The organism is Caballeronia sp. GAFFF1 (assembly GCF_023630705.1).
Taxonomy (GTDB): domain Bacteria; phylum Pseudomonadota; class Gammaproteobacteria; order Burkholderiales; family Burkholderiaceae; genus Caballeronia.
Window position 1 is genome coordinate 148801 of sequence record NZ_JALQEM010000036.1, and the last position, 24894, is coordinate 173694.

The following is a 24894-nucleotide window of genomic DNA, read 5'->3' on the forward strand; positions in this document are numbered from 1 at the left end:
AGGCCCTGCATGCCCACGCTTGCCCTGATTGCGTTGACCGTCGTCGCGACTGTGATCGTGGTATTGGTGATAGCCAACCTGACGAGCGGTGAAAAGAAGATCGAGCACAAGATCGAGCGTCTCTACGCGAGCGACGATCCGCAGTTCCTCCGGTCGATGGGCCTGCTGCTCGGACCGCCCGTCGTGGACGGCAACCGTTTCGAGGTGCTCGTGAACGGCGACGAAATCTTTCCCTCGATGCTCGAAGGCATCCGCTCGGCGAAGAAGACGATCACCTTCGAGACCTTCATCTACTGGTCGGGCGCGATAGGCGAGCAGATCGCCAACGCGCTGGCCGAAAAGGCGCGCGCAGGCGTCTCGGTGCATGTGCTGCTCGACTGGGTCGGGTCGTCCAAGATGGACAAGCGCTACATGCAGACGCTGCGCGACGCGGGCGCCGAGGTCATTCAGTATCACAAGCCGCACTGGACGGGACTCGGCCGCATGAACGACCGCACGCACCGCAAGCTGCTCGTGATCGACGGCCGCACGGGTTTCACGGGCGGCGTCGGCATTGCGGACGAATGGACAGGCCATGCGCAGGACGAGAAGCACTGGCGCGATACGCACTTTCGCGTGCAAGGTCCGGCGGTCGGGCATATGCAGGCGGTCTTCATGGACAACTGGGTCAAGGCCACCGGCAACGTGCTGCACGGCGCGGACTATTTCCCCGAGATAACGCGCGCGGGCGACGGTCTCGCGCACATGTTCAGCAGTTCGCCTTCGGGCGGCAGCGACGACATGCAGCTCATGTATCTGATGGCAATCACCGCCGCGACGCATTCCATCCACCTGTCGAGCGCGTATTTCGTGCCGGACAAGCTGACCATCAACGCGATCGTCGAGGCCGCGCGGCGCGGCGTGCGCGTGCGCATCATCACGCCGGGCAAGCGCATCGACACGCATACGGTGCGCGAGGCGTCGCGCGCGTGCTGGGGCGATCTGCTCGCGGCGGGCGTCGAGATGTACGAATATCAGCCGACGATGTTTCATTGCAAGCTCATCGTCGTCGACGAATTTCTGGTCTCGGTCGGCTCGACCAACTTCGACAGCCGGTCGTTCAAGCTCAACGACGAAGCGAACCTCAACATCTACGACCGCGATTTCGCGCGCCAGCAAACCGCGATTTTCGATTCCGATATCGAGCGTTCGAAACGCATCACGCTGGAAGACTGGCAGCGGCGCGGGCTTGGCGAACGCATGCTGGAACGCGTTGTAGCATTGTTGGACCCTGAACTGTGATGCGCCGGCGCATGGACGAAAAGTGTTCTTGCACCGGGCTTTCGAGCGGCCTAAAGATTGGCCAGTGTGCGCCGATAAGACGCTTACGCAAACACGCCCCTTCGATCCCGGCACTTCATGCACGGCACTTATAACTTCTGGCTCGTCGCGGCATCGCTCGTCGTCGCCACGCTCGCCTCGTACACGGCCCTCGACATCTCCGGCCGCATCGCGATGCTGTCGCATTCGCGCATGCGCCATGTCTGGCTCGCGGGCGGCGCGGCCTCCATGGGCGTCGGCATCTGGTCGATGCACTTCGTCGGCGTGCTGGCGTTTTCGCTGCCGATCAAGCTCGGCTACGACTTCCGCATCACGGCGGCGTCGCTCGCGATCGCGATGCTGGTCTCGTTCTTCGCGCTCTCGGTCATCAACCGCGTGCGGCTGACCTTCCAGCGCCTCGCCGCGAGCAGCATGCTCATGGGCGCGGGCATCGCCGCCATGCACTACACGGGCGATGCCGCAATGCGCATGCATCCGGCGATACAGTACGACCCGCTGCTTTTCGCTGCGTCGATCGTGATCGCCGTGGTGGCGTCGGGCGCGGCGCTGTGGATCGCACGCGTGCTGTCCAACGCGAACCAGGCGAACATCACTCGGAAGCGCGGGGTGTCTGCGCTCGTCATGGGCGTCGCGATCACCGGCATGCACTACACGGGCAACGCCGCCGCGAACTTCCTGCCGGGCGCGATCTGCGGCGCGGCCAACGACGTCGATGTGCATTGGCTCGCCACGACGGTCATGCTGTTCACGTTCGCCATCTTGATCATCACGCTCGTGTTGTCGCGTTTCGATGCGCAGAACGAGTTGCTCGCGGGTTCCGTGTCGCGCCTGCATGGGCAGATCGTTCACATGGCGACCTTCGATACGCTCACGGACCTGCCGAATCGCCGGACGGTGACGGAGCGCATCGGCCGCGCGGTCAGGAACGCGACGAACAACGGCAGCCGCTTCGCGATTCTCTTCATGGATCTCGACGGCTTCAAGACCATCAACGATTCACTCGGCCATTCGATCGGCGACGAAGTGCTGCAAGCGTTCGCCAAGCGCCTGCTGCAATGCGTGCGCGGCGGCGATGCCGTCGGCCGCCTGGGCGGCGACGAGTTCGTGGTCGTGCTCGAAGGAATAGGCACGCCCACGGATGCCGAGAAGCTCGCGGAACGCATTCTCGAGGCCATGAGAAAGGGGCTCGTCGTCGCGGATCATTCGCTGCAAGTGATGCCGAGCATCGGCATCGCGCTTTTCCCCGAAGACGGCGACAGCGTCGAAACGCTGCTCAAGCATGCGGATGTCGCGATGTACGAAGCCAAGCGCGGCGGACGCAGCACGTATCGCTTCTTCGAGGCGAGCATGAACGAGGCGGCGGTCCGCACGCTGCAGATTCAGCAGGCGTTGCATGAGGCGTTGACCGAAGGCTACTTCTACCTGCTGTTTCAGCCGAAGTTTCGCGGGGACGGCGAGCTTGCGGGCGCGGAGGCGCTCATTCGGCTGAATCATCCGGAAATCGGTCTTTTGACGCCGATGGAATTCATTCCGATTGCGGAGCGCTCGGGGCAGATAGTCGACATCGGCTACTGGGTCGTGCGCGAGACGTGCCGGCATATCGTGCGGTGGCGCGAGTCCGGGCGGGCGGCGGTGAAGGTCGCCATCAATCTTTCGCCGCGGCAGTTGAACGAAGCGGACCTTGTCACGCGCGTGCTGCAGATCGTGCGCGAAGAGGGCGTGCGCAGCGATCAGCTGATGTTCGAGATCACCGAGTCCGTCGCGATGCAGGACGCGCCGCGCACGACCGAAATGATTCGCGCGTTTCAGGACAACGGCTGCGAGATCGCCATCGACGATTTCGGCACCGGTTATTCCAGCCTCGCCTATTTGCAGCGGTTCCGCGCCAAGCAGCTGAAGATCGACCGCTTCTTCACCAACGGCCTGGATGAAAACGGGCAGGAAGGCCACGCTATCGTGTCGGCGATCATTGCGCTCGCGCATTCGCTCGATATGGATGTCGTCGCGGAAGGCGTGGAGACAGGCACGCAGCTCGGCCGCCTGCAAGACATGCGGTGCGACGAAATGCAGGGCTTTCTGCTGGCGCGGCCGCTTTCATCCGACGCATTCGCCGCGCTGCTCGAAAGTGGTCGCGTGAATGTGTGAGACAGGTCGCTGTCGGAGAGTCGTTAGGAAACCGTAGTAATCCAATGTGCGCCAGTGCGCGCACGGTCGCCGCGCTCGTCCCTATAATCGCGCGATGGAACCTCAACTCGACAAGCGCTTCGGCTTTCTGATTGCGGACGTAGACCGCCTGTGCGGAAACCGCTTCGACGAACTCGCGAAATCGTCGCTCAATCTCACGCGCGCGCAATGCCGCGTGCTCGCGTACCTGTCGCATTACGGCGAAGTGAATCAGGCGCGGCTCGCGTCGCTGCTGGAAGTCGCGCCGATCTCCGCAGGCCGCCTGCTCGACCGCATGGAAGAGGGCGGCTGGATCGCGCGGCGGCACAATCCCGAAGATCGCCGCGAGCGTCAGGTGCGCATGACTCCGAAGGCGCAGAAGGCGCTCGACAAGGCGCGGCGCGTCGGCGACGAGATCGCGGCGGAAGCGCTCGCCGGTCTCGGCCGCCAGGAGAAAGATCAACTGATCGGGTTGTTACAACGTGTGCGGAGCAATCTGAGCCGGATCGTCGACCGATGACGGTCGCGACCGCTGTATGGGACCGCTTCTTGCAAGGCGTTCACGTCATGCAAAAAAACGGGCCGTCCGACGCCGGCGGTCTCCACACCGGAGAATCTCATGCTGAACGTTCGCACCGCACCGCTCGCTGTCATTGCGCTGGCCGCCGCCGCGCTCGTCACCATGCCGTGCACGCCCGCGCACGCGCAGGAAGCGGGCGCTTCCACGCCGAAGCAGATCAAGAAGGCAGAGCGAAAGGCGGCGCGCGCAAAGAAGAATGCCGAACTGAGCGACCTCGAAAAAAACGGCTACAACCCGGCTGGCGAGCAGACCGACTATCCGCAGAACTTGCAGAATGCGCAGCGGCGCGTGAACGCCGAAAAGGCCGGGCAGCCGGCGCCGGCGTCAGCGCCTTGAGGACGGTCCACATGTTCGCGCACGCCCCTGCGAGCGTGCGCATGATTCAGGCGGCGTCCGCGAACGGCACCGCGCGATGCTGCGCCGCCTCGGCCGGCCGTGCGATGCGAGCCCCGGGTACGCTGCCGATGCCGAACACCGGTCGCGCGAGATAAAAGCCCTGCGCGAGAACATGCGGCCACTGCGCGAGCCATTGCGCCTGCGCGGCGGTCTCCACTCCTTCGACGACGACCGACAGCTTGAGCCGCGTCATGAGCGAGAGCACCGACGAGAAGACAGTCCGCGCGTCCGCATTGCGCGGCGCTTCCGCCAGCAGTTCCTTGGCGATCTTCACCGTCCCGAAGCTGATCGGACCCAGCGCGGCAAGGCAGGCGAAGCCGGTACCGAAGTCGTCCATCGCCACATTGATGCCGCGCGCGCGCAAACGTTGCACGACCTTCGAGATCGACGGAAAGCGGGCGAGGTCCTGACTCTCGGACAGCTCGACTTCGATTGACGAAGGCGCGATGCCGTGATCGCGACACACAGCTTCGAGCCGGTCGGCGAAGCCTATCCGCGCGGCAACCGACGGCGGGACATTGATCGCAACGGGATATGTCGCGCCGCCGTTGGCCTGCCAGATCGAGATGTCGAGCGAAACCGCGTTCATCACGAAGTCGGTGAGCTCGATCATGACTTCTTCGTCATCGAGCGCTTCGTGGAATGCGCCAGGCAGCAACAGGCCGAATTCCGGATGACGCCAGCGAATCAGGGCTTCCATCTGCGCGAGTTCGCCGCTGTCGACCCGGTAGATTCCCTGATAAGCCATGCAGAATTCGCCGGCTTCCAGCCCTTGCAGCACCCGCGCTTTCAGCGCGTGACCGGACTTCAGCGCGACATTCGGCGCGTGCGAGCGGAGTGGAGTTGTTTTCATGCTATGCCGCCTTGCCAGTGGACCAGGCGCTTAAATGCACGAGTCATGCCCGAAAGCGTCATTTGTCGGGCAAATTGGTGTCGAGGAGGGCAAACCCTTACCTATGCTTCAAGTCAGTGCACGATTCGCACCGGTAACGTTTCAACGGCGACACAGATGGCGGGGCGCCATATAAAAAACTACGGCGCGGCGAACGGCAGAGGTAATAACTATCCTTGCGCCGCTTTATCGGCAGCGGCACAGTTTGCAGTTTCTGCTGACGTTTCAGCAATGGTTTGTAATCCGCACTAGCGCAATGACTTGCGCAATCAGATGGTCGCGGCTTGCGCGACGGAGCGAACCCGCGCGAGCGCCTTGCCGTCTTCGCCGAAGAGATGCACGTGCCGTATGCTGAAGCCGACGTTCAGCCGCTGGCCATCGACTGCCGTGGACTCACCCGAGCCCTTGACCTGAATCACGAGATCGTTCGGTAATCTAACGTGCAGCAGCGTCTCGCCGCCAAGGTGCTCGATCACCATGACATCGCCGACGAGACCGCTGTCGATATCGCCGCCTCGCTCTTCGATGAAATGCTCCGGCCGTATGCCGAGCGTGAGTGTTTCCCCCACCTTGACCGACGACGCATCGAAAGGCAGCGTCAACGGCTCGCCCCCCGGCAGCTCGATGGTCACGCCCGCGTGATCCGCGCGCAGCACGCGCACGTCGATGAAGTTCATCTTAGGCGAACCGATGAATCCCGCGACGAAGCGATTCTCCGGTGTGCGATACAACTCCAGCGGCGAGCCGATCTGCTCCACGCGGCCATGATTGAGCACGACGATGCGATCGGCCATGGTCATGGCTTCGGTCTGATCGTGCGTGACGTAGATCATCGTTGCGTTCAACTGCTTGTGGAGCTTGATGAGTTCGAGCCGCATCTGAACGCGCAGCGCGGCGTCGAGATTGGAAAGCGGCTCGTCGAAGAGAAAGACTTTCGGCTCGCGAACGATGGACCGCCCAATGGCGACGCGCTGACGCTGGCCGCCCGAGAGCGCCCGCGGACGACGCTCCAGCAATTGCCCGATTTGCAGGATCTCCGCTGCGCGCTGCACCCGCTCCTTGATTTGCGCTTCGGGAAGCTTCAGCATGCGCAGTCCGAACGCGATGTTCTCGTAGACCGTCATGTGGGGATAAAGCGCATACGACTGAAACACCATCGCCACGCCTCGTTGCGACGGTTCGAGGTCGGTCACGTCTTCGCCACCGATCATCACCTGTCCCGAGTCGCTTCGCTCAAGGCCCGCGATGGTGCGCAGCAAGGTGGACTTGCCACACCCCGACGGACCCACGAAGACCATGAACTCACGGTCGGCTACTTCGATGTCGATGCCCTTCAGCACATCGGCGCCCGCAAAGGACTTGCGAATCTGCTGCAAATGGACTGCGCTCATGCGTGTCTCCTACCGGAACGAGTGCAAGGCTGACTGCTCGATCGCGCGCTGCGCATCGGACTGCTTCCGTCGATTTAGTTCTTGACAAGCTGTTCGGGCCCAAATATACAATTGTAAAACGCAAATTACAAGTGAAACGGCGCAGCGGGACGCGCTTTCGACTTCACTCGGTCACGGTGGGACGCAAGAAAAGAGACGAAGAATCAGACGAAGAATCCGCAAGCCATTAGCTCAAGAAAAACAGGAGACAGGCATGAACAATCGCTTCATCCCGGCCAAGCACGTTGGCCCGCTCAAACACGTCGCGGCTATTGCGTTGCTTGCCGCAAGCGCCGCGTTCGCCGCATCCAACGCTCATGCCTGGACACTGAAAGAAGCGGCGCAGCCGTACTCGGGCACCACGATCAAAGCCATATTCCTCGATCGTCCGGGATACAAGGCAGCACAAACCCTGATACCGCAGTTCGAAAAGGAAACCGGCATCAAGGTGCGCTGGGAAGTCATTCCGTACGAGAACACGCGCGAGAAGGAAGTGCTGAACTTCGTCGGCGGCGGAGATCAGGACGTGGTGCTCGTCGACGTCGTGTGGATCGGCGAATTCGCGAGCAACAAGTGGCTCGTGCCGATCAAGAAGTTCACGGACGATGCGAAGCTCGCGGACCCGAGCCTGAATCTGAAGGGCTTTTTCCCGATCCTGCTCGATTCCTTCGGGACGTGGGACAAGGTCACGTACGGCCTGCCGTTCGATAACTATTCGGGTCTCATGTTCTACAACAAGTGCATGTTGAAGGACGCAGGCTTCGACGAGCCGCCCAAGACGTGGGACGAATTGTTGAACACGTATGCGCCGAAGCTCACGAAGGGCGACAAGTTCGCCTTCGCATTGCAGTCGCGCCGTGGCGAAACGCAATCGGCGGATAGCTTCATGCGCGTGCTGTGGCCCAACGGCGGCTCGCTGCTCGATGCGAAGTTCAAGTCGAATCTGATGTCGCCGCAATCGCAGGCGGGCCTGGAATATCGGCAGAAGCTGATGAAGTACATGCCGCCGGGCATCGTGGACTTCGATCACGCCGAAGCGGTGAACGCGCTCGCGCAAGGGCAGGTGGCGATGATCACCGAATGGTCCGCGTTCTACCCGACGCTGACCGATCCGAGCAAATCGAAGCTCGGCAACTGCCTCGCCATCACGACGGAGCCTAAAGGTCCGGCGGGTCTCAAGCCGGCGCTCGGCGGCTTCTCGCTTGCGGTCAACGCCAAGTCGAACGCGAAGAAGCAGGCGGCTTCGTGGCTCTTTATCCAATGGATCACGTCAGAAGCAATGGCGAAGCCCTACCTCGACGCGGGCGGCGTGCCGGCGCGCATGGCGGTCTATCAGGACAAGGCCGTGCAGGACAAGTATCCGTTCGTGAAGCCGATGGTGGAATCGTGGCAAGGCGGCGTGCCTGATTACCGTCCGCGCTTCCCGGAATGGCCCGCTGTGTCAGAAGTGATCGGCGAATGGGGCAGCAAGATGATGCTCGGACAGGTGACGGTGAAAGAGGGCGCGCAGACCATCGGCCAGAAGACCGAGGACATCCTGAAGAAAGCGGGCTATTACGACGGCAAGAAGCCGCTCTTGAAGTAAGCACGACGATCAGGAACCGGAGACGACGGATGGCGAACAGCACTGCAACTCCCGCGACGCACGCACGAGGTCCGCGCAACGGCGCGCGGCGCTTCGCGGTACTGCCGCGCTCGCCTGCCTTCTGGTTCCTGATCCCGGCTATTTTCGCGCTGGCGGTCATCGGCATCTATCCGCTATTGCTTGCGCTCTACAACTCGTTTCACCAGTACAAGCTCGCGGATCTCGCATCGGGCACGCCATTCGTCGGCTTCGACAATTACATGGCGACGCTCTCGGACCCTTCGTTCTGGGGCGCGCTCGGACGCACGGCGTTGTTCCTTTGCCTGACGTTGCCGATCGAAGTGGCGCTAGGTCTTTTCGCGGCGCTGATGCTGCATCGCACGGACCTGCGCTTCATGCGAGCAGCGGCGCGCGTGAGTCTCGTCATTCCGATGGCGACCACGTATGCGGTCGTCGGCCTGATCGGGCGGCTCATCTTCAACCGCCAGTTCGGCGTGGCGAACTATCTGACGAGCCTTCTCGGCATTCCGCCGCAAGACTGGCTGGCCGATCCGACGCTCGCCTTCGTATCCGTGATGATCATGGAAGTGTGGCAATGGACGCCCTTTTGCGCGCTCATCATGTTGGCAGGGCTTTCGATGGTGCCCAAGGAAGCCGAAGAGGCCGCCCGCCTCGAAACGCCGAAATGGAGCATGATTCTCTGGCACTTGCAGCGGCCGTATCTATTGCCGGGTTTGACCGCCATTCTCATTCTTCGCTCGGCCGACATGCTCAAGATGTTCGACGCCGTCTTCACGATGACGCGCGGCGGCCCGGGCACCGCCACTGAATTCATCAGCGTCTATATACAGCGCGTGGGCTTTCGGCTCTTCGATCAAGGCATGGCGTCGGCGCAGGCCATCATTCTGCTCATTCTGACCATCGTGCTTTCGCGTCTCTACATTCGCTTTGTCTATCGGGAGGCCGCGTGAGTACATCGGCTCTGCAAACGTCGAACAACGGCACGGGTCAGCGCGCGAGACGCGCGCGCGCCGCGCGAAAGCGCGCGACGGTATGGCACTTTCTCGGGCTCGTGGTCGTGTTCTTGTCGTCCGTGTTTCCGTTCTACTGGATGGTGACGACGAGCCTGAAGAGTCAGGCCGACGCGCTCGCGTATCCGCCGAAGTGGTTGTTCAGCCCGACCTTGCATCACTATTCCGCTGCGCTCTTCGAGCACGATGTAGCAGGCAGCTTGCTCAACTCATTCATCATTGCGAGCTGCACGACGGTGCTCGCCATTCTGCTCGGAACGCCTGCTGCGTATGCGCTCGCACGCTATGAGTTTCGCGGCAAGGAAGACCTGTGGTTCTGGTTCATCTCGAACCGCATGGTGAGCCCGGTCGTGCTTGCGGTGCCGTTCTTTCTGATCGCGACGAAGCTCGATCTCGTCGATACGCATATCGTGCTGATATTGCTCTATCTGACGTTCTCGTTGCCCATCGTCGTCTGGATCTGCACCGACCAGTTCCGCAACATTCCTGTCGAGCTGGACGAAGCCGCGCGGCTCGATGGCGCGTCGCCGTGGCGCGTGTTCTGGCGCATCAATCTTCCGCTCGCCATGCCGGGCATCGTGGTCTCCGCGATCTTCGCGTTCATTTTCTCGTGGAACGATCTGCTCTATGCGCTGGTGCTGACTCGTACCGAGGCGATCACGTCACCGGTTGCGGCGACGAGCTACATGAGCGGCTATGAGTTGCCGTGGGGCGAGATCATGGCGACCGGCACGCTGATCGTGCTGCCGATGGTCGTGTTCGCGTTGCTCGTGTCGGGCCGCCTCGTACAAGGGCTCACGATGGGCGCGGTGAAGTAGACTCGCGCCTTTTACAGTGTGACCACAGTGAGAACATGAGCAAGACAGCGCCGTCCATCGCCATTGCAGAGACAGACGAGTCCATCGACTCCGAGGAAGAACTGCAGGCGCGCGTCGCCTGGCATTACTACGTCGGCAATCTGACGCAGCAGGAAATCGCGCAGCGTATCGGCACGAATCGCGTACGCGTCAACCGGCTGCTCGCGGCGAGCCGCGAATCCGGACTGGTGCAGATCACCATCAACAGCAAGATCGCGCCGTGCGTGGCGCTGGAGAGTGCGCTCGAACGGCGGTTCGGGCTGGAATGCGCGGTCGTGGTGCCGACGGGCGCGAATACCGAGGCGAATAACGCGGCGCTCGGCATCGGCGCGGCTTCGTACTTCGCGAAGCAGATCGTCGCGGGGCAGACCATCGGACTGGGCTGGGGCCGCACGATTCGCGCGGTCCTGCGTGCCATGCCGCAACGCAGTTATGGCGCGGTGTCGGCGGTGTCGCTGCAAGGCGGCTTGTCGCATTGCCCGAGCATCAACACGTTCGATATCGTCTCGGACTTCGCGAACATCTGCCGCGCGGACGGGTATCTCTTTGCTGCGCCTATCTATGTGAGCAGCCAGAAGGCGCGTGACGTCATCTTGCAGGAAGGCACAGTGCGCGAAACCTATGAACTCGCGCGCTCGGCGGACCTTGCGCTTCTGACGTGCGGAGATCTCACGGAATCGCTCGTCGTGACGTATGGCATCGACAATCCCGACCAGTTGCGCACGCTCGAAAAAGCGGGCGCAGTGGGGGACATGCTCGGTCATTTCATGGATGAAGACGGCGAGTTGATCGACCATCCGCTGAATCGGCGCACCGTGGCAATCACGCTCGAAGACTTGCGCAAGATTCGCCGCGTCGTCCTCGTGAGCGGCGGGGCGAAGAAGTTCCATGTCACGCGTGCCGCATTGCGCGGGCGCTATCCGTCGGTGCTCGTCACCGATGAAGACACCGCGCGACGTCTGTGCGATGAACCCTGAAGAGTCCATGACAAGCATCGACAGAAACCGCGAATTCGCCGGCAAGACCGTGCTCGTGACCGGCGCAGGAAAGGGCATCGGCCATGCGACGGTGCATTTGCTGGCCGAGCGCGGTGCCCGCGTAATTGCGTTGAGCCGCAGCGCGACGGATCTCGCCGCGCTTGCGAGCGAGACCGGTTGCGAGACGTTGGCCGTCGATCTGGCCGATGCGGATGCAGCCCGCGAGGCGGCGCGCGCCGCGCAGCCGGTGGACCTGCTCGTGAATTGCGCGGGGCTCGTCGAGTTGCAGCCTTTTCTCGACACCACCGTCGATGCCTTCGACCTCACGATGCACGTCAACGTACGCGCTGCGATGATCGTGGCGCAGGAGTGCGCGAGGAGCATGATCGCGCGCAAGGCGGGCGGCGCGATAGTGAATGTGTCGAGTCTGTCGGCAAATGTGGGCTTGCCGCTGCACGCATCGTATTGCGCATCGAAGGGCGCGCTCGATGCCATGACGCGCGTGATGGCGGTCGAATTGGGACCGCACGGCATCCGCGTGAACGCGGTCAATCCCGTCGTGACCCTGACGCCGATGGCCGAAAAAGCCTGGAGCGATCCCGCGAAATCGCGCCCCATGCTCGCGCGCATTCCGCTCAATCGCTTCGTGCAGCCGGTGGAAGTGGCGCGCACCATCGCGTATCTGCTCGGCGACGATTCGATCATGGTGAGCGGCGTGAGCCTCGCGATCGACGGCGGCTTTCAGGCGGGATAGCTCACGACGCATCGAACAGATTCAATCCGACTCAATCGACTCAAACGAACAGCACGAAGGAACGACAATGGAAGCACTGGTTCTAGAAGAAGCACGCCGCATCAGCTTGCGCCCGTTCAGCTTGCCGCAGGTCGTCGGGCCGCGCGATGTGCGCATACGCATTCACACGGTCGGCATTTGCGGCAGCGATGTTCATTACTATCAGCACGGCCGCATCGGTCCGTTCGTCGTCAATGAGCCGATGGTTCTCGGGCACGAGGCGTCCGGCACAGTGGTCGAAGTCGGCGAGGAAGTGACGAATCTGAAGGCGGGCGACCGCGTATGCATGGAGCCGGGCGTGCCCGACATGGAATCGCGTGCATCGCGCGAAGGCATGTACAACCTCGATCCCAAAGTGCGCTTCTGGGCCACGCCGCCGGTGCACGGTTGTCTTGCCCCTTACGTGGTGCACCCCGCCGCTTTCACCTACAAGCTGCCGGACAATGTGAGCTTCGCCGAAGGCGCGATCGTCGAACCGCTTTCCATCGGCTTGCAGGCCGCGAAGAAGGCCGCGATCAAGCCCGGCGATGTGGCCGTGGTGCTCGGCGCGGGCACCATCGGCATGATGTGCGCGCTGGCGGCGCTGGCCGGTGGCTGCAGCCGCGCGATCGTCTGCGATCTCGTGCAGGAGAAGCTCGACCTGATCGGCGGCGTGCAGGGCGTGACGGCGGTGAACATTCGCGACGAGCGCGTGCAGGACGTCGTGGCGCGGCTGACCGACGGCTGGGGCGCGGATATCGTGTTCGAGGCAAGCGGCAACGAGAAGGCGTTCGAAGGCATTGTCGATCTGCTCTGCCCGGGTGGCTGTCTCGTGCTCGTCGGCATGCCGCAGCGCGCCATTCCGTTGGATGTGGTCGCAGTGCAGATCAAGGAAGCGCGTATCGAATCCGTATTCCGTTACGCCAATATCTTCCCGCGCGCGATTCAGTTGATTGCATCGGGCAAGCTGGACGTCAAGCCGTTCATCTCGCGCACGTTCCCATTCGCAGAAGGCATCAAGGCTTTCGAAGAAGCGGCGAGCGGCGTGCCGACCGATGTGAAAGTGCAGATCGTGATGGAATGACCGAGCGCTAACACTACATGACGGGAGACGCGAGCATGAGCACGGCATCGGCTGACAACAGTGACGAAATGACGGCGATCGTATGCCGCGCACCGAAGGATTATCGCGTCGAACGCGTGAAACGTCCGCGCGCAGGACGCAATGAGTTGGTGATCCGCATTGCTGCGTGCGGCATATGCGCGAGCGATTGCAAGTGCTGGTCGGGTGCCAAGATGTTCTGGGGCGGCCCGAATCCCTGGGTCAAGGCGCCGGTCATACCGGGCCATGAATTCTTCGGCTACGTGGAAGAGCTCGGGGACGGCGCGGCCGAGCACTTCGGGGTGCAGGTCGGCGACAGAGTGATCGCCGAGCAGATCGTGCCTTGCGCGAAGTGCCGCTATTGCAAGTCCGGTCAGTACTGGATGTGCGAAGTGCACAACATCTTCGGCTTTCAGCGCGAGGTCGCCGACGGCGGCATGGCCGAATACATGCGCTTTCCGCCGACGGCCATCGTCCACAAGATACCGGACGGTATCTCGATCGAAGACGCGGCCATCATCGAACCGCTCGCTTGCGCGATCCATACGGTGAACCGCGGCGATATTCAACTGAGCGATGTTGTCGTGATCGCGGGCGCAGGCCCGCTCGGACTCATGATGGTGCAGGTGGCGCATCTCAAGACGCCGAAGAAACTCGTCGTCATCGATCTCGTCGACGAGCGCCTCGCGCTCGCACGCGAATACGGCGCAGATGTCACGATCAACCCGAAGAACGACAACGCGCTCGAGATGATCCGCTCGATCACGGATCAATACGGTTGTGATGTGTATATCGAAACTACCGGATCGCCTTCGGGTGTGTCGCAAGGTCTCGAACTGATTCGAAAGCTGGGCCGCTTCGTCGAGTTCTCGGTATTCGGAAGCGATACGACCGTCGACTGGTCGATCATCGGCGATCGCAAGGAGCTCGACGTACGCGGCGCGCATCTCGGGCCGTATTGCTATCCGATCGCCATCGATCTTCTGGCGCGCGGACTGGTGACGTCGAAGGGCATCGTCACGCACGGCTTCACGCTCGAAGAATGGGATACGGCTATCGAGGTCGCCAATTCGCTCGATTCGATCAAGGTGCTCTTGCGGCCCAAGTAATCGCCGTGCAAGGACGAGTGAGTGGGTCTTCGATGATCTACTCACATGTCCGATCCGGGGGGAGAACGGCGAGCGCGTTGGGCGCTTCGATTTGGCGCGCGGTTTGCTCCTGTCAGCGAACCACCAACCGCTGGACCGCTCTCCCAGGACACGGCAGTGAACGCGCTCTTCCATATTCGGGTGCTGAAAGACGCACTCTCCGGGTGTGCCGAAGACGGCATCAGAATGCACATTGCGCCCGGCCTTTATGAAGTGCATCAAGAGGACGACACGCTCGTGTTCGTCGATGCCGACCCACGCATGCGCGGCACGGTATCTGTGGATTTGCACGAATACCTGGAGACCACCGTCTTTCCCGAAGAGCTCGCGCGCAAGGGCCTCATAGAGATCATCTGATTCCGGATGGAATGCACCAAGCGAAACTCAGTGATGGAGCGATCCGATCTCTCTCTTTCGAAAGCAACTAACGGTCTCTCGAGAACGCTGCCCTCGACTCAGAACAGCGTACTGGTCCACCTCGCAATTTCGTAAAGCAAGGCCGTTTTTTTCATTCACGCTCATTTCTTAAAGCGGCGCTACAATCTGTCGTCCCTATACAGCCAGCCGCACGCGTCCTTGCGTCGCATGGCGCCCTATAGCGGCGTCAACGCACAGCATCGTTCGGCGCCGACTGCTGTCGCACGCAGCCCCGCGATCGCGCTATTCGCTAAAACCAACGCATAAGCCGGAGCCGCTCATGACTACGCTTTCCATCAATGGTCAGTCACACACTGTCGACGCGCCCCCAGACATGCCGCTTCTTTGGGTGCTGCGCGACCTGGTTGGCTTGACCGGCACCAAGTTCGGCTGCGGCATCGCCCAGTGCGGCGCTTGCACCGTGCATCTCGACGGCGTCGCGGTGCGCTCCTGCGTGCTGCCCGTCGCGGCCATCGGCGACAAGAAGATCACGACGATCGAAGCTGTCGGCGCGACGCCTGCCGGCAAGAAAGTGCAGGACGCATGGAATCAACTCGATGTCGTTCAATGCGGCTACTGCCAGTCCGGACAAGTGATGTCCGCTGCCGCGCTGATTGCAGCAGTCCCCAATCCGACCGACGCCGATATCGACGCCGCCATGACCGGCAACATCTGCCGCTGCGGCACATACAACCGCATTCGCGCGGCCATCAAGCAAGCAGCGAAGGGAGCGTGACATGTCGCGAGGACTACTCGAAGCGGGACGTCATGCGGCTTCCGCCGGATTTTCGCGCCGTTCGTTTCTGAAGCTCGGCCTGACCGCCGGTGTGACCGCGAGTGGCGGCTTTCTCATTGGCTTCAGCTTGCCCGCCGCAAGTCAGGATCAGAGTAAAGGCAAGTCGGTCATCGGCGGCGATGGAAGTGAGCCGGCGCAAGCGGGCGTCTTCGCGCCTAACGCATTCGTGCAGATCGACAAGGCCGGCAAGGTCGTGCTCATCATTCCGAAGGTGGAGATGGGGCAGGGCGTCTACACGTCGTTGCCGATGCTCATTGCCGAAGAACTCGAAGTGCCGATCGATAGCGTCACCATCGACCATGCGCCGCCCGATGAAAAGCTCTTCATGGATCCGCTGTTGGGCGGTCAACTGACCGGCGGCTCCACGTCGGTGCGCTACGCGTGGGAGCCCATGCGCAAGGCCGGCGCGGCAGCGCGCATGATGCTGGTTGCGGCGGCCGCGCAGCAGTGGCAATGCGATGCATCGACCTGTCATGCGCAAGGCGGAAAGGTCGTGCATGCATCGGGGGATCGCACGGCAAGCTATGGCGAGCTCGTGCAAGCGGCGGCAAGCATGCCCGTTCCGCAGGACAAAGATATCAAGCTCAAGGACCCGAAAGACTTCAAGATCATCGGTACGCAGGTCAGGCGCCTGGATTCGCCGGAAAAGGTGGATGGCACTGCAATGTTCGGGCTGGACGTGCGCTTGCCGGACATGGTCTATGCGGCCATCGTCAATTGCCCGGTATTCGGCGGCAAGCTCGCTTCGGTCGACGACAGCAACGCGCGCAAGATTCCCGGCGTGAGGCAAGTGATCAAGTTCGACAACGGCGTTGCGGTGGTCGGCGATCACACGTGGGCTGCCAAGCGAGGCGCCGCGGCATTGTCCATTCATTGGGACGAGGGCGCGGACGGCAATCTATCGACGAAGCAGATCATCGACGAACTGGCGGCTGCATCGCAGAAGTCAGGCGCCGTCGCTCGAAAGGACGGCGATGTCGGCAAGGGATTCAATGACGCCAAGACACGCGTCGATGCCGTCTATCAACAGCCGTTTCTCGCGCACGCCACGATGGAGCCGGTCAACTGCACCGTGCATGTACGCCCCGATGGCTGCGACATCTGGCTCGGCACGCAAGTGCCGACGCGCATCGTCGACGCGGGCGTGGCCATCACCGGGTTGCCGCGCGAAAAGATCGTGCTGCATAACCATCTGCTGGGCGGCGGTTTCGGCAGACGGCTCGAAGTCGACATGGCGACGCAGGCGCTCAAGATCGGCAAGCAACTGGGCACGCCGGTGAAGGTCACATGGTCGCGCGAGGAGGATATCCAGCACGACATGTACCGGCCGTACTACTACGACAAGCTCTCGGCCGGCCTCGATGCGAATGGCAAGCCGATTGCGTGGACGCATCGCATCGTGGGTTCGTCCATCATGGCGCGCTTCGCGCCGCCCGCTTACAAGAACGGCATCGATCCGGACGCGATCGAAGTCGCAGCCGACCTTCCGTATGAGTTCCCGAATCAGGTGATCGAATACGTGCGTCAGGAGCCGCGGCATGTGCCGACTGCTTTCTGGCGCGGCGTGGGCCCGACGCGCGGCACGTTCGTCGTGGAAAGCTTCATCGACGAACTCGCCGTGCAAGCCAAGATCGATCCCGTGAAGTACCGGCGGGACCTGCTCAACAAGACACCGCGCGCGCGCAATGTGCTCGATGTCGCGACGCAGGCGGCCGGCTGGGGCAAGCAATCCATGCCGCAGGGCCAGGGACGCGGCGTATCGGTCATGCATGCGTTCGGCAGTTTCTTTTCGATGGTCGCCGACGTCACCGTCAACAAGGACGGCGAGGTGCGGGTCAATCGCATCGTGTGCGCGGTGGATTGCGGCATGGTCGTCAATCCTAATACGGTGGAGGCGCAAGTGCAGGGCGGCATCATCTTCGGCATCACGGCTGCGCTCTATAGCGAGATCACCATCGAAAACGGCCGCGTGCAGCAGAGCAACTTCACCGATTACCGGATGTTGCGCATCGACGAAACGCCGCCTATTGAAGTGCATATCGTCAAGAGCACCGAAGCGCCGGGGGGAATCGGCGAGCCTGGGACGGCGGCGCTCGCGCCCGCCATCACCAATGCGATCTATGCCGCAACGGGCAAGCGCCTGAGGCAGTTACCGGTCGGCAATCAGTTGCGCAGCGCCTAAGGAGACCCGCCATGAAATTTGCCCTCAGGCCTTTCGCGGCCGCGTTTCTCGCGGCGAATGTCGCGCTTGCGGCAGCACCCTTGACCGCGCACGCGGATGCGTCGAGCGACGCGCTCGTGGCACGCGGTGCTTACCTCGCCAAGGCCGGCGATTGCATCGCCTGTCACTCGGCGCCACGCGGCAAGCCCATGGCAGGCGGCTTGCCCATGACGACACCGCTCGGCGCCATCTACACGACGAACATCACGCCGGACCCGGATACGGGCATCGGCCGCTATAGCGAGGAAGACTTCGCGCGCGCGCTGCGCGAAGGCGTCGCGAAGGACGGCCACAATCTCTATCCGGCCATGCCTTACCCCTCGTACGCGAAGATCAACGACGAGGACATGCATGCGCTCTACGCTTACTTCATGCATGGCGTCACGCCGGTCAAGCAGGCGAATCGCGCAGCCGATATCAAGTGGCCGCTCAACATGCGCTGGCCGCTCAAGCTGTGGAACGCGGTCTTTCTCGACAAAGGCGTCTATAAAGACAAAGCCGGCAAAGACGTGGCATGGAACCGCGGCGCGTATCTGACGCAAGGTCTCGGGCACTGCGGCGCGTGCCACACGCCGCGCGGCATCGCGTTTCAGGAGAAGGGGCTCGACGAAAGCAGCACGGCTTATCTGACGGGCGGCGTGCTCGACAACTGGTTCGGTTCCAATCTGACCGGAGAGCACAACACCGGGCTCGGGCGCTGGTCGGAGCAGGACCTGGTCGCGTTCCTGAAGACGGGCGCAAACGCGCATGCGACTGCATTCGGTTCGATGACGAGCGTGGTCAACAACAGCACGCAGATGCTCACCGATCAGGACGTCACCGCGATGGCGCACTATCTGAAGTCATTGCCGGCCGCGGGCGGCAACGGCAACGCGCCTTATTCATACGATTCGAAGGCGACGAAAGTGTCGTTGACGCGTCCGGCATCGGATTCCGGCGCGCGGGTTTATGCGGCGTTCTGCATGCATTGCCATGGCATCGACGGCCGGGGTTTCGCGCCGATGCTCTCGCCGCTTGCGGGCAATCCGAACTTGCTGGAGAAGGATCCTTCTTCGCTCATCAACGTGACGCTGAATGGCACGGAGAATCTTGTCATTCAAGGCGTGCCCGCGCCGTATCCGATGCCTCGCTACGCGCCCGTTCTGAATGATCAGCAGATAGCGGATGTGGTGACTTTTATTCGCGGCGCATGGAATAACAACATGCCGGCTGTCCAGCCCGAGGACGTGGCGAAGATGCGCAAGGCGACGCAGGCAGCGCGCTAGCCGCCTGTTTTATGGCGCGCGGCGTCAGGAGGAAAAATCGATCACGTCCAGGTGGATGGAATTGGACGGATGCGCCAAAAACTTCCGATGCACGCGCGCGCTGATGCGCTCGTAACCGTCGTTCAGCGCTTTCAGAAGGCGCTCGTCGCTCGCACCGATGGGCGCCCAGAAACATTGTTCTAACGCCTTGCGCGTGATGTTGCAGTGAATTTCCCGCTCACGGGAAAACGCGACGAAGCTGACCGTAGCACGGTCCGCCGAAATGGTCGCATTGATGCAGAGCTTGCTCGTCATGATTCGACAGAAGGTTTGCGGTTCGCTGCGTTTATTTTGTCAGAAATCGGGAAGTGTGCGCATCCTCGTACCGTTGCAACGTACGGCAGCCGCCATACGCGGCTAACGCAGCTTTCGAACGTTCGTTCGCGCAGTAGTGCAGCATGGCGGCTCGACAAAAGCCGGGCAAGAAAGTGAAACGGCGCTTCCTCAGTTGTACTACCCTTAGAACCGTCGTCGTATGAGCGGGCGCAGAGTCGATCCATCGCGCTCGCAGTGTTCATCTACAACGTCAATACGTGATGCGAGACAGGCGCGCATTGCGACAAGCCGGAGCGGAGCATGAAGCATCCCTCGCTATTGGATCCGTGGAGCCGTACCCTCGCCATGCTCGACAATCGTTCGAGCCGCTGCACTCATTCCGCGCAAGCGACATCGCCGGTATCGCGCTCTGTCGAGAGCCGCGGGCGCGGCGACGTTAACGCTTCGAACGGTCAGGTGCCTGCGGCGACCATTCGATTACTCGAGCGGCTGAGCGAATGGACGCTCGCGCTTTCGTGGCACGACCCGACATCGTTCAATTATTCAGAGCAGGTGTGGGCGCTCTGCACTGCGCGCAAGGGCGGCGTCTGCGCGCTGAGCGGGCAGGCCATTCGCCGCGGGCAACCCGTCTATCGGCCGCGGCGGGTCGGAAGCTCAGTGCCGTTGAATAGTGGCGCGATGATCCTTGCACTGGCGCTTGCGCCCGCCGTTCACGAGTCGCGGGACTAGCGTCGGGCTGACAATGTGCCTCGCCTTAGCCGAGCAAAGTGCTGCGCGTTCGTGAATAGCCGCTGGCACGGTCATATGCGAGCCCCATTTGCAGCACGGCAAGGTCCGTCTGCGCCGCGCCGATGATCTGGAGGCCCGTTGGCAGGCCGTTGGGACCGAAGCCGGCCGGCGCGCATAGCGCTGGCAATGAAGCCATCGTTGCGGGCACGACCGCTTCCATCCAGCGGTGATACGTGTCCATCTTTCGCTGACCGATGGAAGACGGCCAGTGCATTTCCGCATCGAAAGGAAAGACCTGCGCGGCGGGCATCACGAGAAAGTCGAAGCGCGCGAAGAGCGCGTTGATCGCTCGATACCACGCCGAGCGTTCGCGCACGGCGTCATACACCTGTTCTCCCGAGAGGCGCAGCCCCCGCTCGATTTCCCACACGGCTTCGGGTTTGAGCAAAGCGCAGCGGGTTTCGTCGCGGTAAAGCGGCGCATTGACACCGGCAAACGTAAAGCTGCGCAAGTCGAGCCAAGCGTGCCATAAGCGTTCGATATCGAAGTCCACGCGCGCCGCTTCGACCGAGCACCCTGCCGTTTCGAAATGGCGCAACGCGGACACGCAGGTTTCGAGCACGCCGGGTTCCATCGGCAAATGACCGTCGAGGTCTGCCAGCCACCCGATGCGCGTGCCGCGCATATCGCGTTCGAGCGCGGACGAGAAGGCGGAAGGCGCGTCGCTCCGACGAGAGAGCGGCGCGCGTGCGTCGAAGCCTGCCTGAACGGACAGCAGCAAGCCCAGGTCTTCCACTGTGCGCGCGACAGGGCCTGCGACGCTGAACTGCTGGAAGAAAACATCGTCGCCGGGACCGTAAGGTACGCATCCGGGCGAACTGCGAAATCCGAACACGTTGTTGAATGCGGCGGGCGTGCGCAGCGAACCCATCATGTCGGTGCCATCGGCGAAGGGCAGCATGTGAAGCGCGACTGCAACGGCCGCGCCGCCGCTGCTTCCGCCCGCCGACCGCGATGGATCGAACGCATTGCGCGTGGTGCCATACACAGGGTTATAGGTATGACCGCCCAGTCCGAACTCGGGCGAGTTGGTTCGCCCGATAAAGATCGCGCCGGCACGCCGCATACGCTCGAACACGATGGCATCCGCCTGACTGACTTCGCCTGCAAAAATGGGCGATCCCTTGGTCGTCACCATGTCTGCGACAGGCAGGATATCCTTCGGCGCTTGAGGAAATCCGTGCAACGGCCCGAGATTGTCACCGCGCGATAACTGAGCGTCACGCTCCTGCGCGAGAGCGAGAAGCGCATCGCGATCTTGCATGGCGACGATTGCATTGACTTGCGGATTCAGGCGGCCCACTTGCGCAAGATACGCCTGCATCACTTCCACGCATGAGACGTCGCGGGCCTGAACGGCACGGGATAGCGCGCACGCGTCGAGGGACACAATATCGTTTTGCGCATGCGAATCAAAGTGTGTTGAGGGCATCGCGTCTTTCCTTGGAGCTGAAGCATTAGCGGACATCAGCGTGTGCTCATCTTGTCGCGCGCTGGCCGGTGAGCATGGCGCGCTTGCCTGCGAAGCCCGGCGTCTTGCGATAAACGAAACCATGTTCGAGAAGCGCCCGCTTGACGAGTCCGGCGCTCGTGTAAGTGGCGAAGGTTGCATCGGGTTTCGCCAGGCGCGCAAGCATGGCGAAGGTGTCGGGTGTCCACATGTCCGGATTCTTTTTCGGCGCGAAGCCGTCGAGATAGATGGCATCCGCGGTGAAGCCAAGTGCCAGCGCCAAAGGCCACGCATCGGCAATATCGGAGAAGACCAGCGTCAATGCCAACGCGCCGGATGCAAACATCAGTCGATGCACGCCCGGACTGAGCGGTGGCCATGCGCAAGCCAATTCATCCGCGAGCGGGTTGATGGACGCATCGTCGATGATGGCCGCATGCGCGCGCCTCAAATCGTCTGCGCTAAACGGATGCTTCTCGATCGAGACGAATTCCAGTCTCTCCGGGCGCGATGGATGCGTGCGCCACATGGACCACGTCGCCAGGAAGTTGACTCCCATGCCGAAGCCGGTTTCGATGACGTTGAAAGAGGCTTGTCCGCGCCAGCGTTCTGGCAGCCCATTGCCTTGCAAAAACACATAGCGTGCTTGCGCGAGCGCGCCCGACGCACTGTGATAGATGTCGTCGTGCCTCGGGCAAAACGGCGTGCCGTCGGCGCGAAAAGCGAGCGACGCGGGCAAGATCGGCGTCGTCATGTCTGCGATGGCTTGTCCAGTGCAATGCCCAACTCACTCGCCATGTGCTCGACCATCGCGCGCAATTGCGTCACCTCTTGAGCAAGCCGCTTGTGGTCCGCCTTCAGTGCCTCGAATTCCGACAAGGAATGCGACGCGACCGCTGACGCGTCCTGAGCAGGCGCATCGCTCAGACTCACTTCGCCGCATAGCAGGTGCATCCAGCGGCTCTCGCGCTCGCCCGGCGTACGCGGAAGTTTGACCACGCGCGGCGGGTTGCTCTCGGCGAGCTCTTCAAGAAAGCTTTCGACTGACGAAATATCGGCAAAGCTATGCAAGCGCGCGCTGTTCGCGCGCAGTTCGGCCGCTGTCTGCGGTCCGCGCAAAAAGAGCGTCGCTAGCAGCGCGACGGACTGGCTGGGAATGCCCATCACGCGATTAATGTTGTGCTCGAAACGCGGCACGCGGCTGCTGCTCCCCTCGATAACGAGCGAAAGGCGCTTGAGTCCGCCGATGGTCGTCAGCACTTCGTCTTCCGTCACGCTCATGACGGGCGAACGCGCCGTCTTCTGATTGCAACCCGCAGTGAGGGAATTCAGCGATAGAGGGTAGGTGTCGGGCACCGTCTGCTGCTTTTCGACGAGCACGCCGAGCACCCGCGCTTCGAGTGGAGTCAATTCGCGCAAGGCGGAACGAGGGGCGCTTTGAGAAGGTGTGTTCATGAACGGTCAGAGTGATTCGCCAAGCTTCCTATGATACCGGCGCCCGACGCGTGCCAATGTTACGCACCGTCGTGCTGCACGGCAGTCTTTGTGGCAGTGTGCATGAAGCGGCAGTGCCGCGCTCTTTTGGTGCAGCGGTGCTTTATTGCGCGATGCGACTCCTATGCGTTCAACGAATTAGCGGTCCGCCATGCGTTGGCATCGAAGTTGCTCGTTCCACTCTCGGCACTGGGCCGCCCGCGCAATGGATGCAAGGACTGCATGCATGGACCGAAGGCATCGCGCTTCGAGGTCGCCTATGAAACAAGCAAGCCGAATGCGTCGCACGGTCATTCGGTGCGCCGCGTCGTCAGGCTCTTCAAGTCATCGCGAGTGCAACCAGAATATCAACCACAAGGGATCCGTTCCCGGGACGCACTTGATAGGAAAGACGCGCCATGACGCAAGCATTCTTCAACGAGATGTTCGAGCGTAGCGAGCTCGAAGCGCGCGGAGTACCGGCGTCGGCATTTCCTGCCGCGGGCGAGCCCCGCATGCACTACCGCGAATTCATGGAGTGGTTGAGCGCGCAAAGCGAAAGACAGATCGATCTCAAGCGCGCGGAAGCCGACCTGAACTTTCGCCGCGTCGGTATCACGTTTGCGGTCTATGGCACGAGCGACGTACCGGGCATCATTCCCGAACGCACGATTCCGTTCGACGTCATTCCGCGCATCTTTCCGGCGGATGAATGGAAGGCGCTGGAGCGCGGTCTCAGGCAACGCGTGAACGCGCTCAACCGCTTCATCCACGACATCTATCACGATCAGGACATCATTCGCGCGGGCATTATTCCGGAAGCGCAGATCGTGGGCAATGCGCAGTATCGGCCGCAAATGCGCGGCGTCGATGTGACGCGCAATATCTACGCGCACATTGCCGGCATCGACATCGTGCGTGCCGGTCAGGGCGAGTTCTACGTCCTCGAAGACAACCTGCGCGTGCCGTCCGGCGTCTCGTACATGCTGGAAAACCGCAAGATGATGATGCGGCTCTTTCCCGATCTCTTCGCGCGCAACCGCGTCGCGCCGGTCGCGCATTATCCCGACTTGCTGCTCGATACGTTGCGCGCGGCTGCGCCCGCCGGCGCGGACAATCCGACCATCGTCGTGATGACGCCCGGCATGTACAACTCCGCCTATTTCGAGCACGCTTTCCTTGCGCAGCAGATGGGCGTGGAACTGGTGGAAGGGCAAGACCTTTTCGTCGACGGCGGCTATGTCTATATGCGCACCACGCAAGGGCCGCAGCGAGTGGATGTCATTTATAGGCGCGTCGACGATGACTTTCTCGACCCGCACGTCTTCCGCCCGGATTCGGCATTGGGTGTAGCCGGGCTGATATCGGCTTATCGCGCGGGGCGCGTTTCATTGTGCAATGCGGTGGGCACGGGTATCGCTGACGACAAGTCCATTTATCCCTATGTGCCGGACATGGTGCGCTTCTATCTCGGTCAGGAGCCGATACTGAATAACGTACCGACATGGATGTGCCGCAAGCCCGATGATCTGAAGTATGTGCTGGATCATTTGCCGGAACTGGTCGTCAAGGAAACGCATGGCGCGGGCGGCTACGGCATGCTGGTCGGGCCGTCGTCCACGGCCGCGCAGATCGCCGAGTTTCGCGCGGTGCTGGAAGCGAATCCCGAGAAATACATCGCGCAGCCGACACTTGCGTTGTCCACCTGTCCGACATACGTGGAAGCGGGCATCGCGCCACGTCATATCGACCTGCGTCCGTTCGTGCTGTCGGGCACGGACGTGCGGATGGTGCCGGGAGGACTGACGCGCGTTGCGCTGCGCGAAGGGTCTCTCGTCGTGAATTCGTCGCAAGGCGGCGGAACCAAGGATACGTGGGTACTGGAACGCTAGAACACGCACTCGAGACCATCACA

At 61.9% G+C, this 24894-nt stretch carries 22 protein-coding genes and 1 pseudogene; 17 read left to right on the top strand and 6 right to left on the bottom strand.

Annotated features, from left to right (window positions below):
* Window positions 1-9: 9 nt before the first annotated feature.
* From cls to NCR37_RS21680, 4 genes are all read left to right on the top strand, one after another.
* Window positions 10-1281 carry a cardiolipin synthase gene (gene cls / locus NCR37_RS21665; protein ID WP_250474877.1) on the top strand — a complete coding sequence of 424 codons (1272 nt, stop codon included), beginning with the start codon at window positions 10-12 and terminating at the stop codon, window positions 1279-1281.
* Window positions 1282-1398: 117 nt separating this feature from the next.
* On the top strand, window positions 1399-3465 hold the full coding sequence (locus NCR37_RS21670; protein WP_250474878.1) for a putative bifunctional diguanylate cyclase/phosphodiesterase: 2067 nt from the start codon (window positions 1399-1401) through the stop codon (window positions 3463-3465).
* 94 nt (window positions 3466-3559) lie between these two features.
* On the top strand, window positions 3560-4003 hold the full coding sequence (locus tag NCR37_RS21675; protein ID WP_250474879.1) for a MarR family winged helix-turn-helix transcriptional regulator: 444 nt from the start codon (window positions 3560-3562) through the stop codon (window positions 4001-4003).
* A gap of 99 nt (window positions 4004-4102) precedes the next feature.
* Complete coding sequence (locus NCR37_RS21680) at window positions 4103-4399, top strand: DUF4148 domain-containing protein (RefSeq protein ID WP_502800570.1); 297 nt, start codon at window positions 4103-4105, stop codon at window positions 4397-4399.
* Window positions 4400-4445: 46 nt separating this feature from the next.
* Here NCR37_RS21680 and NCR37_RS21685 read toward each other — a convergent pair whose 3' ends face one another.
* The gene (locus NCR37_RS21685) at window positions 4446-5312 is read right to left on the bottom strand and encodes an EAL domain-containing protein (protein ID WP_250474880.1); all 867 of its coding nucleotides are present in this window, start codon (window positions 5310-5312) and stop codon (window positions 4446-4448) included.
* A 308-nt stretch (window positions 5313-5620) separates the two neighbouring features.
* A complete protein-coding gene (locus NCR37_RS21690) occupies window positions 5621-6742 on the bottom strand; it encodes an ABC transporter ATP-binding protein (RefSeq protein ID WP_250474881.1) in 1122 nt (373 codons plus the stop codon).
* Between the two features lie 253 nt (window positions 6743-6995).
* On the opposite strand from NCR37_RS21690, the gene NCR37_RS21695 reads away from it, so the two are divergent.
* The 11 genes from NCR37_RS21695 (at window position 6996) to NCR37_RS21745 (ending at window position 18952) form a co-directional block, all read left to right on the top strand.
* Window positions 6996-8366, top strand: a complete 1371-nt coding sequence (locus NCR37_RS21695) for an ABC transporter substrate-binding protein (protein WP_206470805.1) — start codon at window positions 6996-6998, stop codon at window positions 8364-8366.
* A gap of 29 nt (window positions 8367-8395) precedes the next feature.
* Window positions 8396-9337, top strand: coding sequence for a carbohydrate ABC transporter permease (locus NCR37_RS21700; protein WP_250474882.1), 942 nt, complete (start codon window positions 8396-8398; stop codon window positions 9335-9337).
* Window positions 9334-10215, top strand: a complete 882-nt coding sequence (locus NCR37_RS21705; RefSeq protein WP_250474883.1) for a carbohydrate ABC transporter permease — start codon at window positions 9334-9336, stop codon at window positions 10213-10215. The genes NCR37_RS21700 and NCR37_RS21705 overlap by 4 nt, the downstream gene beginning before the upstream one ends.
* Before the next feature lie 35 nt (window positions 10216-10250).
* Window positions 10251-11231, top strand: a complete 981-nt coding sequence (locus NCR37_RS21710) for a sugar-binding transcriptional regulator (RefSeq protein ID WP_250474884.1) — start codon at window positions 10251-10253, stop codon at window positions 11229-11231.
* Window positions 11232-11238: 7 nt separating this feature from the next.
* Complete coding sequence (locus tag NCR37_RS21715) at window positions 11239-11985, top strand: SDR family oxidoreductase (RefSeq protein ID WP_250474885.1); 747 nt, start codon at window positions 11239-11241, stop codon at window positions 11983-11985.
* Window positions 11986-12052: 67 nt separating this feature from the next.
* A complete protein-coding gene (locus NCR37_RS21720; RefSeq protein ID WP_250474886.1) occupies window positions 12053-13087 on the top strand; it encodes an NAD(P)-dependent alcohol dehydrogenase in 1035 nt (344 codons plus the stop codon).
* Window positions 13088-13122: 35 nt separating this feature from the next.
* A complete protein-coding gene (locus tag NCR37_RS21725; protein ID WP_250474887.1) occupies window positions 13123-14214 on the top strand; it encodes an alcohol dehydrogenase catalytic domain-containing protein in 1092 nt (363 codons plus the stop codon).
* Window positions 14215-14370: 156 nt separating this feature from the next.
* Window positions 14371-14610, top strand: a complete 240-nt coding sequence (locus NCR37_RS21730; protein ID WP_250474888.1) for a hypothetical protein — start codon at window positions 14371-14373, stop codon at window positions 14608-14610.
* Between the two features lie 340 nt (window positions 14611-14950).
* On the top strand, window positions 14951-15406 hold the full coding sequence (locus tag NCR37_RS21735; protein ID WP_175945496.1) for a (2Fe-2S)-binding protein: 456 nt from the start codon (window positions 14951-14953) through the stop codon (window positions 15404-15406).
* Between the two features lies 1 nt (window position 15407).
* A complete protein-coding gene (locus NCR37_RS21740; protein ID WP_250474889.1) occupies window positions 15408-17648 on the top strand; it encodes a xanthine dehydrogenase family protein molybdopterin-binding subunit in 2241 nt (746 codons plus the stop codon).
* A gap of 11 nt (window positions 17649-17659) precedes the next feature.
* Window positions 17660-18952: a cytochrome c gene (locus NCR37_RS21745; protein ID WP_250474890.1), complete on the top strand. Its 1293-nt coding sequence runs from the start codon at window positions 17660-17662 to the stop codon at window positions 18950-18952.
* 24 nt (window positions 18953-18976) lie between these two features.
* On the opposite strand, the gene NCR37_RS21750 is transcribed toward NCR37_RS21745, so the two are convergent.
* The gene (locus NCR37_RS21750; protein WP_250474891.1) at window positions 18977-19246 is read right to left on the bottom strand and encodes a DUF1488 family protein; all 270 of its coding nucleotides are present in this window, start codon (window positions 19244-19246) and stop codon (window positions 18977-18979) included.
* Between the two features lie 321 nt (window positions 19247-19567).
* Here NCR37_RS21750 and NCR37_RS21755 point away from each other — a divergent pair, with 321 nt between their 5' ends.
* Entirely contained in the window at window positions 19568-19996 is a 429-nt protein-coding gene (locus tag NCR37_RS21755) for a DUF3331 domain-containing protein (RefSeq protein WP_250474892.1), read from the top strand.
* A 25-nt stretch (window positions 19997-20021) separates the two neighbouring features.
* On the opposite strand, the gene NCR37_RS21760 is transcribed toward NCR37_RS21755, so the two are convergent.
* From NCR37_RS21760 to NCR37_RS21770, 3 genes and pseudogenes are all read right to left on the bottom strand, one after another.
* A complete protein-coding gene (locus tag NCR37_RS21760) occupies window positions 20022-21488 on the bottom strand; it encodes an amidase (RefSeq protein WP_250474893.1) in 1467 nt (488 codons plus the stop codon).
* 49 nt (window positions 21489-21537) lie between these two features.
* Window positions 21538-22260: pseudogene (gene mnmC2 / locus NCR37_RS21765) on the bottom strand (tRNA (5-methylaminomethyl-2-thiouridine)(34)-methyltransferase MnmC2); the annotation flags it as partial.
* Window positions 22257-22961, bottom strand: coding sequence for a YceH family protein (locus NCR37_RS21770; protein ID WP_250474894.1), 705 nt, complete (start codon window positions 22959-22961; stop codon window positions 22257-22259). The gene NCR37_RS21770 and the pseudogene mnmC2, both read right to left, overlap by 4 nt.
* Window positions 22962-23398: 437 nt before the next feature.
* Between NCR37_RS21770 and NCR37_RS21775 the strand changes: the two genes are divergently transcribed.
* Window positions 23399-24871: a circularly permuted type 2 ATP-grasp protein gene (locus NCR37_RS21775; protein WP_250474895.1), complete on the top strand. Its 1473-nt coding sequence runs from the start codon at window positions 23399-23401 to the stop codon at window positions 24869-24871.
* Window positions 24872-24894 lie beyond the last annotated feature (23 nt).